This window comes from Neisseria sp. HMSC061H08 (assembly GCF_001836795.1).
Lineage (GTDB): Bacteria > Pseudomonadota > Gammaproteobacteria > Burkholderiales > Neisseriaceae > Neisseria > Neisseria subflava_A.
In genome coordinates this window covers 1-15687 of the sequence record NZ_KV830552.1, presented here as the reverse complement: position 1 = coordinate 15687, position 15687 = coordinate 1, and the positions used below count along the sequence as shown (strand labels likewise).

The following is a 15687-nucleotide window of genomic DNA, read 5'->3' as shown; positions in this document are numbered from 1 at the left end:
GTTTGCTACGTTCAAATTTTTCCTTAGCCATGAGCTAATTCCTTTACATATAAAGATCGATTAAAGAACAATGGCCGTCTGAAAATTTATTTTCAGTTTCAGACGGCCTTTTCTGATTAGCCTTTACGGGCTTCAGTTACAGCAGCAGCTACGTGAGCAGGAGCTTCAGCGTATTTTTTGAACTCCATGGAGTAAGTAGCGCGACCTTGGGTTGCAGAACGCAGGTCAGTTGAGTAACCGAACATTTCTGCCAGAGGTACTTCGGCACGAACTTTCTTACCGCCGATACCGTCATCATCCATACCCAATACAACACCACGGCGGCGGTTCAAGTCACCCATTACGTCACCCATGTATTCTTCAGGTGTTTCCACCTCAACTGCCATGATTGGTTCCAACAGAGCTGGGTTGGCTTTACGCATACCTTCTTTGAAGGCTTGAGACGCAGCCAATTCGAAGGCCAGTTGAGAGGAGTCAACGTCGTGTGAAGAACCGAAGATCAGACGCACACGTACATCAACTACTGGGTAACCGGCAACGATACCGTTAGGCAAAGTATCGCGAATACCTTTATCGACAGACGGAATAAATTCGCGAGGAATCACACCACCTTTAATTTCGTCGATAAATTCGTAGCCTGCACCACCTGGTTCCATAGGTTCCATTTTAATCACAACGTGACCGTATTGACCTTTACCACCAGATTGTTTGGCATGTTTGTATTCAGCTTCAACTTCTTTGCGGATGGTTTCACGGTAAGCCACTTGAGGCGCACCGATGTTTGCTTCCACACCGAATTCGCGTTTCATACGGTCAACAATAATTTCCAAGTGCAATTCACCCATACCGGAAATAATGGTTTGACCAGATTCTTCATCTGTACGAACGCGGAAAGAAGGGTCTTCCTTAGCCAAACGGTTTAGGGCAATACCCATTTTCTCTTGGTCGGCTTTGGTTTTCGGCTCAACGGCAATATGGATTACCGGCTCAGGGAATTCCATGCGTTCCAAGATGATCGGTGCGCTTTCTGCACACAAGGTCTCACCAGTGGTTACGTCTTTCAGACCGATAGCGGCTGCGATGTCGCCAGCGCGTACTTCTTCAATTTCAGTACGGTCTGCAGCAGTCATTTGCACCAAGCGACCGATACGTTCGCGAGTACCTTTTACAGAGTTCAATACGGTATCACCAGATTTCACCACACCAGAGTAAACGCGGATGAAAGTCAACTGACCAACGTATTTATCGTTCAACATTTTGAATGCCAATGCAGAGAATTTCTCTTCATCGCTGGCTTGACGGCTGTCGGCTTCTTCAGTGTTAGGGTTAACACCTTGAACTGGAGGAATGTCGGTAGGAGCAGGCAGCAATTCTACAACTGCGTCCAACATACGTTGAACACCTTTGTTTTTGAATGCTGAACCGCACAACATTGGTTGAATTTCACCTGCCAAAGTACGTTGACGCAATGCGCCTACGATTTCTTCTTCAGTCAGCTCATCACCGCCCAAGTATTTGTCCATCAATTCTTCGCTGGCTTCTGCTGCGGCTTCAATCATGTTTTGACGCCATTCTTCGGCAGTCTCAACCAATTCAGCAGGAATATCGCCATAGGTAAAGGTTGTACCTTTATCGGCTTCATTCCAAATAATGGATTTCATTTTCAACAGGTCAACAACACCGCTGAAGCTGTCTTCCGCACCAACCGGAATCACGATAGGCACAGGGTTTGCACGCAAACGAGTTCTCATTTGCTCTACAACACGGAAGAAGTTGGCACCTTGACGGTCCATTTTGTTTACAAATGCCAAGCGAGGAACTTGATATTTGTTAGCTTGACGCCATACGGTTTCAGATTGAGGTTGAACACCGCCTACTGCACAGTAAACCATTACTGCGCCGTCCAATACACGCATAGAACGCTCTACCTCTACGGTAAAGTCAACGTGTCCTGGGGTATCGATGATGTTGAAACGGTGTTCAGGGAACTGTTTCGCCATACCGGACCAATAAGAAGTCACAGCAGCAGAGGTAATGGTAATACCACGCTCTTGCTCTTGTTCCATGTAGTCGGTAGTTGCTGCACCGTCATGCACCTCACCCAACTTGTGAGTCAAACCTGTATAGAACAGAATACGTTCTGTTGTGGTTGTTTTACCCGCGTCAATATGGGCAGAAATACCAATATTGCGATACAGGCTGATAGGGGTCTTACGAGCCATTTTGTTAGCCTTTCGATATTAGAAACGGAAGTGAGAGAATGCTTTGTTAGCTTCAGCCATACGGTGTACTTCTTCACGTTTTTTCAACGCACCGCCACGACCTTCAGCCGCATCAATCAATTCGCCTGCCAAGCGCAGGTCCATAGATTTCTCACCACGTTTACGGGCCGCATCGCGAACCCAGCGCATTGCCAAAGCCAGACGACGTGAAGGACGAACTTCAACAGGAACTTGGTAGTTTGCACCACCTACACGGCGGCTTTTCACTTCCACGATAGGTTTGGCGTTTGCAATGGCTTCGTTAAATACTTCGATTGCTACTTTGCCGGTTTTTTTCTCAATTTGTTCCAGCGCACCGTAAACGATACGTTCTGCAACAGATTTTTTACCGTCAATCATCAATACGTTCATGAATTTAGTCAGCTCAACGCTGCCGAATTTAGGATCTGGCAGTACGTCGCGCTTAGGGACTTCTCTACGTCTTGGCATTTTAATTTCCTTTAATCTATTCAGTTGGGTCAATTCCCATGAATACCCAATTGAGTATTCACTTACTCGGCCGTTGTTCAGCTTAGGCGGCCGACGTGCCTATTTGAGTCCCGATAATTATTTAGGACGCTTAGCACCGTATTTAGAACGGGCTTGTTTACGGTCTTTAACACCTGCAGTATCCAAAGAACCGCGTACAGTGTGGTAACGTACACCTGGCAAGTCTTTTACACGACCACCGCGAATCAATACAACGCTGTGCTCTTGCAGGTTGTGGCCTTCACCGCCGATATATGAAATTACTTCAAAACCGTTGGTCAGGCGAACTTTACATACTTTACGCAATGCAGAGTTAGGTTTTTTAGGGGTAGTTGTGTATACACGGGTGCACACGCCACGTTTTTGCGGGCAAGCTTCCAGTGCAGGCACTTTGTTTACGTACACAGGCTTTTGACGGCCTTTGCGTACCAATTGGTTAATAGTTGGCATATTTTCTCGTCCTGTTGAGTTAAATACTTGCCGACACCATGTCGACAAGATTGGAATTATATTTTTATTGCAAGGGTTTAGTCAAGCAAATGACTGATAAAGTTTGGTGTTTTCCAATTTATGCCTAAATTTTAGAAACAAAGGCCGTCTGAAACATTCAGACGGCCTTTGTCATTTTTAAATAAGTCCGCAATTTGGTTCTCTACTTATTTTCTCCATTGCTTTCCTTATTTATTCAGACGGCCTTAAACTCTACCCTCTTTTAAGTCCTCTAAAAAATAAAACCGCAAGACTGGCTTGCGGTTTTATTTTCACAACAATCCCGAGGGATTATTCGTCTGAAGCTTCGGTTTCAGAAGTTTCTTGATCGGCTTGCTGCCATTGTTGATGGCGGCTGCGGTGGTAGGTCAAACCTGTACCGGCAGGAATCAAACGACCAACAATTACGTTCTCTTTCAAACCACGCAGCTCGTCTTGTTTGCCCATAATAGCGGCCTCTGTCAAGACGCGGGTTGTTTCTTGGAACGATGCCGCTGAAATGAAGCTGTCTGTAGACAAGGAAGCTTTGGTAATACCCAACAACACGTTTTCGTAACGTGCCGGCTCTTTGTCTTCAGCCATGGCTTTTTCATTGGCAAGCATCACATCGCCACGCTCAACTTGCTCACCGGTAATGAACTCTGTATCACCAGAATCGACAATGTTCACTCGACGCAACATTTGACGGATGATGACTTCGATGTGTTTATCGGAAATCTTCACACCTTGCAGGCGGTAAACCTCTTGCACCTCTTGAACAATGTAGCGAGCCAATGCTTCGATACCTTGCAGACGCAGAATGTCGTGTGGGTCTACGGCACCGTCTACGATGGTTTCACCGCGGTTTACCACTTGACCGTCATGTACCAAAATCTGTTTCTCTTTAGAAATCAGGGTTTCGTATGCTACACCGTCTACGTCGGTAATAATCAGACGCTGTTTACCTTTGGTTTCTTTACCGAAGGAAACGGTACCGGTAATTTCTGCCAACATACCTGCATCTTTCGGCACGCGTGCTTCAAACAATTCGGCTACGCGTGGCAGACCACCGGTAATATCGCGGGTTTTAGAAGACGCTTGTGGAATACGCGCCAACACATCACCCTTACCGACTTCCTGACCTTCACGAATGGTAATCACCGCACCGACCGGGAATGCCATAGAAACTGGGGTAGTCGTACCAGGAATGCAAATTTCCAGACCATTTTCATCCAACAGTTTGACAGTCGGACGCAACAGTTTAGAAGCACTAGAGGAACGACGTTTGCCGTCAATCACTACCAAAGTAGACAAACCAGTTACATCGTCGGTCTGTTTCGCAACGGTAACACCCTCTTCCACGTTTTCGAATTTCACCATACCTGCATGTTCGGTGATCATCGGACGGGTATGCGGATCCCAAGTTGCCAAGGTTTGACCAGCTTTAATGGCTTCGCCGTCTTGTACCAGCAGGATTGCACCGTAAGGTACTTTGTGACGTTCACGTTCGCGACCGATATCGTCGTGAATCACTACTTCACAAGAACGGCCAATGACAACCAACTCGCCTTTGTTGTTGGCAACATAACGCATTTGACTGCTGAAACGTGCTGTACCATTGGATTTAGCTTCTACTTGGCTGGCTGCCGCCGCACGAGATGCCGCACCACCAATGTGGAACGTACGCATGGTCAGCTGAGTACCTGGCTCACCAATGGATTGTGCAGCAATCACACCAACTGCCTCACCGGCGTTAACCAGTTTACCGCGTGCCAAGTCGCGACCATAACAGTGCGCACACAAGCCATGACGGGTTTTACAAGTAATCGGTGTACGGACTTTGACTTCATCGACACCGGATTGGTCGATCATATCTACCAGTTTCTCGGTCAACAATGTACCGGCTTCCACCAAAGTCTCGCCAGTCGAAGGATCGACAACATCAGAAGCAGTAACGCGGCCCAAAATACGCTCACGCAAAGCTTCAATTACGTCACCGCCTTGTACCACTGCCTTCATCACAAAGCCGTCTGAAGTACCGCAATCGTCTTCAACAACCACCAAATCTTGGGTTACGTCTACCAAACGACGGGTCAAGTAACCGGAGTTTGCCGTTTTCAACGCGGTATCCGCCAAACCCTTACGCGCACCGTGGGTCGCAATAAAGTATTGCAATACGGTCAGGCCTTCGCGGAAGTTAGAGGTAATAGGCGTTTCAATAATGGAGCCGTCAGGTTTTGCCATCAAACCACGCATACCGGACAACTGTTTAATCTGAGCTGCAGAACCACGGGCACCAGAGTCGGCCATCATGTAAATAGAGTTGAAGGACTCTTGATCAACTTCGTTGCCGTCACGGTCGATGACTTTTTGTTTGGACAGGTTGTCCATCATCGCTTTAGCGATCTTATCGCCGGCACGACCCCAAATATCGACCACTTTGTTGTAACGTTCGCCGTTGGTCACCAAACCTTGACGGTATTGGTCTTCGATTTCTTTAACTTCGGCATTAGCCTCGGCCAGCAAGGCTGCTTTTTCTTTCGGAATTTCCATATCGTCAACCGCAATGGAAATACCGCCTTTAGCCGCAAAACCGAAACCGGTATACATCAAGTGGTCGGCGAAAATAACTGTATCACGCAAGCCGCACAGACGGAATGATGCGTTAATCAGTTTAGAAATTTCTTTTTTCTTCAGCGCTTTGTTGATGTACTCGAACGGCAGGCCTTTAGGTAAGATTTCGCTCAACAATGCACGGCCGACGGTTGTTTCATAACGGTTAACAACAGGCTCAAACTCACCTGCTTCGTTTTTCACCCATTCGCGCAGACGTACGGTAATTTTCGTACCCAGTTCAACCTGTTTGGTATGGTATGCACGATGCACTTCTTTCACATCGGCAAACAGGCTGCCTTCGCCTTTAGCATTGATACGGTCGCGGGTCATGTAGTACAGACCCAATACGATATCTTGAGAAGGTACGATGATTGGTTCGCCGTTGGCTGGAGACAATACGTTGTTTGAAGCCAGCATCAGCGTGCGTGCTTCCATTTGTGCTTCCAAGCTCAATGGAACGTGTACAGCCATTTGGTCACCGTCAAAGTCGGCGTTAAATGCGGCACACACCAATGGGTGCAACTGAATCGCTTTACCTTCAATCAGGATAGGTTCGAACGCTTGAATACCCAAACGGTGCAAGGTTGGCGCACGGTTCAGCATAATCGGATGTTCGCGGATGACTTCTTCCAAGATGTCCCATACTTCAGGTACTTCTTGTTCTACCAATTTTTTCGCAGCTTTAACGGTAGACGCCAAACCTTGTTTTTCCAATTTGTGGAAAATGAATGGTTTGAACAGTTCCAACGCCATTTTTTTTGGCAAACCACATTGGTGCAGACGCAGGTATGGGCCTACGGTAATCACGGAACGACCAGAGTAGTCCACACGTTTACCCAGCAGGTTTTGACGGAAGCGGCCGCCTTTACCTTTAATCATGTCTGCCAATGATTTCAGCGGACGTTTGTTGGCACCGGTCATGGCTTTACCGCGACGGCCGTTATCTAACAGAGAGTCAACCGCTTCTTGCAACATACGTTTTTCGTTACGAACAATGATGTCAGGCGCATGCAGTTCCAACAGACGTTTCAGACGGTTGTTACGGTTGATAACGCGGCGGTACAAATCGTTCAAATCGGAAGTGGCAAAACGACCGCCATCCAATGGAACCAACGGACGCAAATCAGGCGGCAATACCGGCAGCACGTCCATAATCATCCATTCCAACTTCATACCGGAACGATGGAAGGCTTCCAACACTTTCAAACGCTTGGCGATTTTTTTAATTTTGGTGTCAGAACCGGTAGATTCCAGCTCTTGACGCAGGATTTCGATTTCGCCGGTAATATCCAAGGTGCGCAGCAATTCACGGATACCTTCTGCACCCATTTTGGCATCGAAGTCATCGCCGTATTCGTCCAGTTTGTTATAGTAATCGTCCTCAGTCAGTAATTGACGACGTTGCAACGGAGTCATACCGGGATCGGTTACCACAAATGCTTCAAAGTACAATACGCGTTCGATATCGCGCAAAGTCATGTCCAATACCATACCCAAGCGGGAAGGCAGGGATTTCAAGAACCAAATGTGTGCAACAGGTGCTGCTAATTCAATGTGGCCCATGCGTTCGCGGCGCACTTTGGACAGGGTCACTTCTACGCCACATTTTTCACAGGTTACGCCTTTAAATTTCAAGCGTTTGTATTTACCGCACAAACATTCATAGTCCTTGACAGGGCCAAAGATTTTGGCACAGAACAAACCGTCGCGCTCAGGTTTGAACGTACGGTAGTTGATGGTTTCAGGTTTTTTAACTTCGCCATAAGACCATGAGCGGATGGTTTCGGGAGAGGCAATACCGATTTTGATGGCATCAAACTCTTCTTCCATGCCGGCAGTTTGCAACGGATTAAATAAGTTCAACAAATTCATTTTTGCTCCTTGAAGGAAGTATTTTTACCGCATGGCGGATTTTCGATATTGGGAAACGGTACTTTTGATTTCAGACGGCCTAAATGCCGATTGCTTCATTCTTATTCTGAAACCGCTTTTTCAGACGACCTTAAAAGGCCGTCTGAAAACTTCTGTTTAGTAGCGTTCCAAATCGATATCCAAGCCCAGTGAGCGAATCTCTTTAACCAATACGTTGAAGGATTCAGGCATACCGGCATCGATTTTGTGTTCGCCTTTGACGATGTTTTCGTACATTTTGGTACGGCCGTTCACGTCATCAGACTTCACAGTCAGCATCTCTTGCAGCGTATATGCCGCGCCGTATGCTTCCAATGCCCAAACCTCCATCTCACCGAAACGTTGACCACCAAACTGAGCTTTACCGCCCAGAGGCTGCTGGGTAACCAGACTGTATGGACCGGTAGAACGGGCGTGCATTTTTTCGTCAACCAAGTGGTGCAGTTTCAGATAGTGCATCACACCGACTGTAACCTTACGGTCAAATGCTTCGCCTGAACGGCCGTCATACAGCGTGATTTGAGTTTTACTGTCGTTGAAGCCCAGTTTCTCAACCTCAGGATCTTCGCTTGGGTAAGCCAAGTTCAACATTTCGCGGATTTCAGACTCTTTCGCACCATCGAATACAGGAGAGGCGAAAGATGCACCTTTACGCAGGTTGGAAGCCAATTCGATGATTTCTTCATCTGTCAGGCTGTCCAAATCTTCTTTCTTACCGCTACCGTTGTAGAGTTTGTTCAAGAATTCACGCAGCTCGCTGGCTTTGCGTTGCTCTTTCAGCATACGGTCGATGCGTTCACCGATACCTTTTGCCGCCCAACCCAAGTGAACTTCCAAAATCTGGCCAATGTTCATACGGGAAGGTACGCCCAACGGGTTCAGTACGATGTCTACCGGACGGCCGTCAGCCATGTAAGGCATGTCTTCCACCGGCAGAATGCGTGATACCACACCTTTGTTACCGTGGCGACCCGCCATTTTGTCACCAGCTTGCAGACGGCGTTTGATGGCGATAAATACTTTCACCATTTTTTGTACGCCCGGTTGCAGCTCGTCGCCTTGGGTCAGTTTTTTCTTCTTGATCTCATACAACTCATCCGCTTCTTCGCGTTTTTGTTGCAGGCTCAATTTAATCAGTTCCAACTGTTTGGCCAAGTCTTCGTCAGCCAGACGGATGTCAAACCAATCATGTTTGCTGGACAGGCTTGCCAAATATTCGGTAGTAATTTCGCTGCCTTTAGCCAGCTTCATCGGACCACCATTGGCTTTTTGACCCACAATCATACGTTCGATACGGTCGAATGCGTCATTATCGAAAATACGCAATTGATCGCCCAAATCTTGACGGTAACGTTTCAATTCAGAATCAATAATGGATTGAGCACGTTTGTCGCGTTGGATACCTTCACGAGTAAAGACTTGAACGTCGATAACGGTACCGCTCATGCCGGTAGGCATACGCAATGAAGTATCTTTTACGTCAGACGCTTTTTCACCGAAGATGGCACGCAGCAATTTTTCTTCAGGAGTCAGTTGGGTTTCGCCTTTAGGTGTTACTTTACCTACCAAGACGTCACCTGCTTCTACTTCTGCACCGATATACACGATACCGGATTCATCCAAACGGTTTTGCATACGCTCAGACAAGTTCGGAATATCGCGGGTAATGTCTTCTGCACCCAATTTAGTGTCACGTGCAACAACGTTCAACTCTTCAATGTGAATCGAAGTATAACGATCGTCCGCAGCCACTTTTTCTGAAATCAGAATCGAGTCTTCGTAGTTGTAACCGTTCCATGGCATGAAGGCGATGGTCATGTTTTGACCCAAAGCCAACTCGCCCAAGTCGGTAGATGCACCGTCGGCCACCAAGTCACCACGTTGCAACACATCGCCTGCTTTTACGGCCGGACGTTGGTTGATGTTGGTAGATTGGTTAGAACGGGTGAATTTAACCAAGTTGTAAATATCGACACCCACTTCACCGGCAGTCGCTTCATCATCATGAACACGAACCACAACGCGGTTGGCATCTACATACTCAACCACACCACCACGGCGGGCAACGATTGCAGTTGCAGAGTCAACGGCAACAGAGCGCTCGATACCGGTACCAACCATCGGTTTTTCAGGGCGCAGACACGGTACGGCCTGACGTTGCATGTTGGCACCCATCAATGCACGGTTCGCGTCATCATGTTCTAAGAATGGAATCAGAGATGCTGCAACGGATACCACTTGACCGGTTGCCACGTCCATATATTGAACGCGGTCAGGCGTTGCCATAATGGTTTCGCCTTTTTCACGACAAGTGACCAAGTCGCCAATCAAATTACCATCTTTGTCCAAATCGGCATTTGCCTGTGCAATCACATAACGACCTTCTTCGATAGCAGACAAGTAGTCGATTTCTTCAGTTACTTTGCCATCGACAACACGGCGGTAAGGAGTTTCCAAGAAACCATAATCATTGGTACGCGCATAAACGGATAATGAGTTGATCAAACCAATGTTTGGACCCTCAGGTGTTTCAATAGGACATACACGGCCATAGTGGGTCGGATGTACGTCTCGCACCTCAAAGCCTGCACGTTCGCGAGTCAAACCGCCCGGGCCCAATGCAGATACACGGCGTTTATGGGTAACTTCAGACAATGGGTTGGTCTGATCCATAAATTGGCTCAATTGGCTGGAGCCGAAGAATTCTTTAATCGCAGCAGAAACAGGTTTCGCATTGATCAAGTCATGCGGCATCAAGTTCTCAGATTCTGCTTGGTTCAAACGCTCTTTAACTGCACGTTCTACACGAGCCAAACCGCTGCGGAATTGGTTTTCAGTCAACTCACCCACAGAACGAACACGACGATTACCCAAGTGGTCAATATCATCTACTTCGCCATGACCGTTACGCAGTTCAACCAATGTAGCAATGGAAGCAACGATGTCTTCAACGCTCAGAACGTAACCACCTTTTTCAGATGCACCAGCCAAAGTTTCGTTCAGCAAACGGCCATACCAAGAATTTTGTTGTGCTTCAGACAGTTTTTGCTCGTATGTGCGCGTATTGAATTTCATACGGCCTACGCGAGACAAATCATAGCTGTCTTCACTGAAGAACAAGCGGTTGAAGAGCTGCTCAACAGCTTCTTCGGTAGGCGGTTCGCCAGGACGCATCATGCGGTAAATCGCTACGCGTGCAGCTTGCTGATCAGCAGTTTCATCTGTACGCAGAGTGCTGGAGATGTAACCGCCTTGATCCAATTCATTGATATAAAGGGTCGTAATTTCTTTTACACCATGGATATCAAGCTTAGCCAACAGTTCTTCTGTAATTTCATCGTTAGCAGAAGCCAATACTTCGCCGGTTTCCGGATCAATCAGGTCAGCAGCCAATGCTTTACCCAACAGGCTTTCTGGCTCTACATCCAGACGAGTCAAGCCTGCATTGGTAATATCACGGATATTTTTCGCAGTAATGCGTTTACCTTTGGCGACCAGTACATTGCCTTCTTTATCCAAGATATCAACTTTGGCAGTTTCACCTTTCAGACGGCCTGCAACCAGATCAGTTTGAACACCGTTTGAAGACAAATAGAAAGTTTCTTTATCGTAGAAAATATCCAAGATTTGTTCATTGTTGTAGCCCAAAGCTTTCAACAAAATCGTAACCGGCATTTTACGGCGACGGTCGATACGGAAATACAGCAAATCTTTTGGATCAAATTCGAAATCCAACCATGAACCACGGTAAGGAATAATACGAGCAGAGAACAACAGCTTACCGGAAGAATGTGTTTTACCACGGTCATGCTCAAAGAACACGCCAGGAGAACGATGCAGCTGGGAAACAATCACGCGCTCAGTACCATTGATGACAAAAGAGCCGCTTGGCGTCATCAATGGGATTTCGCCCATATACACTTCGTTTTCACGAACTTCTTTTACTGTCGGCTTAGATGCTTCTTTATCCAAAATCACCAAACGGATACGGGCACGCAATGGAGCCGCATAAGTAATGCCGCGCAATTGACATTCAGGAATATCGAACAAAGGCTCGCCCAATGTGTAATGCACAAACTCCAAACGCGCATAACCATTATGGCTCACAATCGGGAAAATAGAATTAAATGCCGCTTGCAGACCATCATCAGTGCGTTGGTCAAAAGCATTTTCCAGCTGCAAAAATTTCGCATAAGAATCAATTTGGGTTGCCAGCAGGAAAGGAACATCTAAGACATTCTCTCGCTTTGCAAAACTCTTACGGATACGTTTTTTCTCGGTAAACGAATAGCTCATATACACTCCGAAAAGCAATTTTAAATAATAGACCGTCTGAAACAACGGCATGCATCAACCTGATATTTACATTTATTTGCAATGATTTTATAAAGACTATGCAAATAAATGTAAACAATGTCTGATGCTTATTTTAAGAAGCAAAATAAGGCTGGCAGAAAACTGCCAGCCTTCATAGGAAGCATCAAATTATTTGATTTCGACTTTAGCGCCGGCTTCTTCCAGTTGTTTTTGGATGTCTTCAGCTTCAGCTTTAGAAACACCTTCTTTCAGAGTTTTAGGTGCACCGTCAACGATGTCTTTAGCTTCTTTCAGACCCAAGCCAGTGAGAGCGCGGACAACTTTAATCACGCCAACTTTTTGATCACCGGCAGAAGCCAATACTACGTCAAATTCAGTTTTCTCTTCAGCAGCAGCTGCACCAGCACCTGCAGGACCTGCAACTGCAACTGCAGCAGCAGAAACGCCAAATTTTTCTTCAAAAGCTTTAACCAAGTCGTTCAATTCCATTACGGTCAAAGAACCAACGGCTTCCAAAATGTCTTCTTTAGTAATAGCCATGCTATTTATACTCCAAATATTGTATTAAAAAATAATTGATTAAATGAAACAAAATCGATTAAGCGGCTTCTTCGCCAGCTTTTTTCTCTGCCAAAGCAGCCAAACCACGTGCAAGGCCTGATACGGGAGCTTGCATAACGAACAACAGTTTGGACAACAGCTCTTCGCGACTTGGAATAGAAGCCAACTCAGCAACCTGAGCAGCATCCATTACTTCGCCATTGTAAGAACCGGCTTTAATGATAATTTTGTCATCTTTTTTCGCGAATTGGTGCAGCACTTTAGCAGCAGCAACAGCATCTTCAGAAGCAGCGTAAACCAATGGACCAACCATTTGATCGGCCAAATCTGCGAATGAAGTACCTTCTACTGCACGACGAGCCAGAGTATTTTTCAGAACGCGCAAGTAAACGCCTTCTTTACGTGCATTTGCACGAAGCTCAGTCATGCTGGAAACACTGATACCGCGATATTCAGCGACTACGAGAGTTTGAGCGTTAGCAATTGCTGCGCTAATTTCCTCTACGGCCACTTTCTTGGTTTCAATATTGAGACTCAAGGTCTACCTCCCACTGTTTATAAACAGGATACCGAAATGATATCCCACCAGCGCGGTAACCTAAAAAGACATCTTACAAGCAATCTTGCAATGTGTTTCAGGACTACCGTCTGCGTAGGGCAGTTACGATTAAATCTTACGATCCCTACGGTCTTGGACATCTACTTAATTTTAAGTAGCCCAAATTCAGGCAATCCAGAAAACCGGATCACCTGAAAATTTCTTAGTTGTTCACGCTTGCAGTATCAACGCGAACACCCAAACCCATAGTGCTGGATACAGCAACTTTTTTCAGGTACTGACCTTTAGCAGCAGCAGGTTTGGCTTTAACGATAGCATCCAGCAACGCATTGAAGTTTTCTTTCAAGTCAGCTTCAGCGAAAGAAGCACGACCGATAGTTGCATGAACGATACCGGCTTTATCTGTACGGTATTGTACTTGACCTGCTTTTGCATTTTTAACTGCTTCAGCAACGTTAGGAGTAACAGTACCTACTTTAGGGTTTGGCATCAGGCCACGAGGACCTAAGATGGTACCCAATTGACCAACGATACGCATTGCATCAGGAGAAGCAATAACAACGTCAAAGTTCAGGTTACCGGCTTTGATTTCAGCAGCCAGATCTTCAAAACCGACAATATCTGCGCCAGCTTCTTTAGCAGCATCTGCATTTGCACCTTGAGTAAACACAGCTACGCGAGTTGTTTTACCGGTACCTTTAGGCAGAACGACTGAACCGCGAATAACTTGGTCAGATTTACGAGGATCAACACCCAAGTTGAAAGATACGTCAACAGACTCGTCAAATTTAGCAGTAGCAGCTTTTTTAACCAGAGCAATTGCTTCGTCGATTGCGTACAGTTTGTTAGCTTCAACAGAAGAGCGCAGAGCTTTCAAGCGTTTAGATACTTTAGCCATTATACAACACCCTCCACATCCAAGCCCATTGAGCGAGCAGAGCCAGCGATAGTACGAACAGCTGCATCCAGATCAGCAGCAGTCAAATCAGGCTCTTTAGTTTTAGCAATTTCTTCCAACTGAGCGCGGGTCAATTTACCCACTTTGTTAGTCAGAGGATTAGAACTACCTTTTTGCAGACCAGCAGCTTTTTTCAACAAGATGGAAGCTGGTGGAGTTTTCATCACAAAAGTGAATGATTTATCTGCAAAAGCAGTAATAACGACTGGAATTGGCAAACCAGGTTCCATACCTTGGGTTGCAGCATTAAATGCTTTACAGAATTCCATGATATTCAAACCACGTTGACCCAAAGCAGGACCAACTGGGGGAGATGGATTGGCTTTACCTGCAGGAATTTGCAGTTTAATGTAGCCGATAATTTTCTTTGCCACTTAAGGACTCCTAAAAACGGGTATAACGCGGAACCATTCCGCTTCCCAAACAGAATTTGCGATTATATTCGCTTAAAAAAAAATTTTCAAGCGAATTAAACCACTTAAATCTTTTCAACCTGACCGAACTCTAATTCAACCGGTGTTTCACGACCAAAAATCTGAACTGAAACACGCAGTCTATTACGCTCGTAGTTAACTTCATCAACAATTCCATTGAAATCAGCAAATGGACCTTCATTCACACGAACCTGCTGACCCACTTCAAATTCAACTTTTGGTTTTGGCTTCTCAACACCAGTTTTGGCTTGTTGCAAAATAGCATCTGCATCTTTTTGAGAAATTGGGATTGGGCGATTTCCGCTACCACCTACAAAACCATTTACTCGAGGGGTACTCTTAACCAAGTGCCATGAATCATCGGTCATTTCCATTTCGACCAACACATAGCCTGGATAGAATTTACGCTCACTGATGGTTTTTCGGCCATTCTTGATATCTACCACTTCCTCTACAGGAACGAGAATCTGACCGAAATATTCTTCCATGTTTTCACGAGCAATACGCTCTTTCAATGTTTTTTGAACATTTTTCTCGAAACCGGAATAGGCCTGTACCACATACCAACGCTTTGACATCTTTACCCTTTCCTATTTAATAAAACATCAAAAAACAACCATGAAATAATTGTATCTGCCGCATAAATGAAGGCTGCTAAAACTGCAACGAAGATAATCACGAATACAGTCATTTTGACCGCTTCATCACGACTCGGCCAAACCACCTTCTTGAACTCAGTCCAAGAGCTCTTAAAATATGCAAACAGACCTTCTTTCTTTTCAGGAGCCGGCTTATTCCTTACCACAACTTCCTTTTTCGAATGGTCTTCTTTGCGTCCAGACGGATGTTCTGTCATCTTTACTCACTTATCAATACCCCACCCGCCTTCATTTTAGATAGTGGTATTGATCCATTAATTAATTCCAAATAATCTTAAAACTTAAGTACAAAAAAATTAACCGGCACAAGGCCGGTTAATTTTTTATTTGGCAGGCCAAGAGGGTCTCGAACCCCCAACCCTCGGTTTTGGAGACCGATACTCTACCAATTGAGCTATTGGCCTCTAAACTTAAGCGATTACAGAAGAAACCACACCTGCACCTACGGTACGGC

Annotated in this window: 11 protein-coding genes and 1 tRNA gene; all 12 read right to left on the bottom strand. The window is 45.9% G+C overall.

Annotated elements, in window-relative coordinates; all coding sequences use genetic code 11:
• Window positions 1–116: 116 nt before the first annotated feature.
• Complete coding sequence (gene fusA / locus HMPREF2675_RS00735; protein ID WP_070813714.1) at window positions 117–2222, bottom strand: elongation factor G; 2106 nt, start codon at window positions 2220–2222, stop codon at window positions 117–119.
• Window positions 2223–2240: 18 nt separating this feature from the next.
• Window positions 2241–2711, bottom strand: coding sequence for a 30S ribosomal protein S7 (rpsG, locus tag HMPREF2675_RS00730; RefSeq protein ID WP_002240962.1), 471 nt, complete (start codon window positions 2709–2711; stop codon window positions 2241–2243).
• Window positions 2712–2828: 117 nt separating this feature from the next.
• On the bottom strand, window positions 2829–3200 hold the full coding sequence (rpsL, locus tag HMPREF2675_RS00725) for a 30S ribosomal protein S12 (RefSeq protein ID WP_002218431.1): 372 nt from the start codon (window positions 3198–3200) through the stop codon (window positions 2829–2831).
• A 330-nt stretch (window positions 3201–3530) separates the two neighbouring features.
• Window positions 3531–7706, bottom strand: a complete 4176-nt coding sequence (gene rpoC / locus HMPREF2675_RS00720; protein WP_070813713.1) for a DNA-directed RNA polymerase subunit beta' — start codon at window positions 7704–7706, stop codon at window positions 3531–3533.
• A gap of 156 nt (window positions 7707–7862) precedes the next feature.
• Window positions 7863–12041 carry a DNA-directed RNA polymerase subunit beta gene (gene rpoB, locus HMPREF2675_RS00715; protein ID WP_070813712.1) on the bottom strand — a complete coding sequence of 1393 codons (4179 nt, stop codon included), beginning with the start codon at window positions 12039–12041 and terminating at the stop codon, window positions 7863–7865.
• A 189-nt stretch (window positions 12042–12230) separates the two neighbouring features.
• Complete coding sequence (gene rplL, locus HMPREF2675_RS00710) at window positions 12231–12602, bottom strand: 50S ribosomal protein L7/L12 (RefSeq protein ID WP_070583257.1); 372 nt, start codon at window positions 12600–12602, stop codon at window positions 12231–12233.
• A 58-nt stretch (window positions 12603–12660) separates the two neighbouring features.
• Window positions 12661–13161, bottom strand: coding sequence for a 50S ribosomal protein L10 (rplJ, locus tag HMPREF2675_RS00705; RefSeq protein WP_070813711.1), 501 nt, complete (start codon window positions 13159–13161; stop codon window positions 12661–12663).
• 223 nt (window positions 13162–13384) lie between these two features.
• On the bottom strand, window positions 13385–14080 hold the full coding sequence (rplA, locus tag HMPREF2675_RS00700; protein ID WP_003677918.1) for a 50S ribosomal protein L1: 696 nt from the start codon (window positions 14078–14080) through the stop codon (window positions 13385–13387).
• A complete protein-coding gene (gene rplK / locus HMPREF2675_RS00695) occupies window positions 14080–14514 on the bottom strand; it encodes a 50S ribosomal protein L11 (protein WP_002220151.1) in 435 nt (144 codons plus the stop codon). Before rplK ends, rplA begins: the two co-directional genes overlap by 1 nt.
• 104 nt (window positions 14515–14618) lie before the next feature.
• Window positions 14619–15152, bottom strand: a complete 534-nt coding sequence (gene nusG, locus HMPREF2675_RS00690; RefSeq protein WP_003680697.1) for a transcription termination/antitermination protein NusG — start codon at window positions 15150–15152, stop codon at window positions 14619–14621.
• A gap of 2 nt (window positions 15153–15154) precedes the next feature.
• Window positions 15155–15430 carry a preprotein translocase subunit SecE gene (gene secE / locus HMPREF2675_RS00685; protein ID WP_070813710.1) on the bottom strand — a complete coding sequence of 92 codons (276 nt, stop codon included), beginning with the start codon at window positions 15428–15430 and terminating at the stop codon, window positions 15155–15157.
• Between the two features lie 131 nt (window positions 15431–15561).
• Window positions 15562–15637 (bottom strand) — tRNA-Trp (locus HMPREF2675_RS00680).
• Between the last annotated feature and the right edge of the window lie 50 nt (window positions 15638–15687).

Excerpts from the sequence above, each read along its gene's own strand:
- rplL (WP_070583257.1), bottom strand. The coding sequence starts at position 12,602 with ATGGCTATTACTAAAGAAGACATTTTGGAAGCCGTTGGTTCTTTGACC.
- rpsL (WP_002218431.1), bottom strand. The coding sequence starts at position 3,200 with ATGCCAACTATTAACCAATTGGTACGCAAAGGCCGTCAAAAGCCTGTG.
- nusG (WP_003680697.1), bottom strand. The coding sequence starts at position 15,152 with ATGTCAAAGCGTTGGTATGTGGTACAGGCCTATTCCGGTTTCGAGAAA.
- rpoB (WP_070813712.1), bottom strand. The coding sequence starts at position 12,041 with ATGAGCTATTCGTTTACCGAGAAAAAACGTATCCGTAAGAGTTTTGCA.
- rplA (WP_003677918.1), bottom strand. The coding sequence starts at position 14,080 with ATGGCTAAAGTATCTAAACGCTTGAAAGCTCTGCGCTCTTCTGTTGAA.
- rpsG (WP_002240962.1), bottom strand. The coding sequence starts at position 2,711 with ATGCCAAGACGTAGAGAAGTCCCTAAGCGCGACGTACTGCCAGATCCT.
- secE (WP_070813710.1), bottom strand. The coding sequence starts at position 15,430 with ATGACAGAACATCCGTCTGGACGCAAAGAAGACCATTCGAAAAAGGAA.
- rpoC (WP_070813713.1), bottom strand. The coding sequence starts at position 7,706 with ATGAATTTGTTGAACTTATTTAATCCGTTGCAAACTGCCGGCATGGAA.
- fusA (WP_070813714.1), bottom strand. The coding sequence starts at position 2,222 with ATGGCTCGTAAGACCCCTATCAGCCTGTATCGCAATATTGGTATTTCT.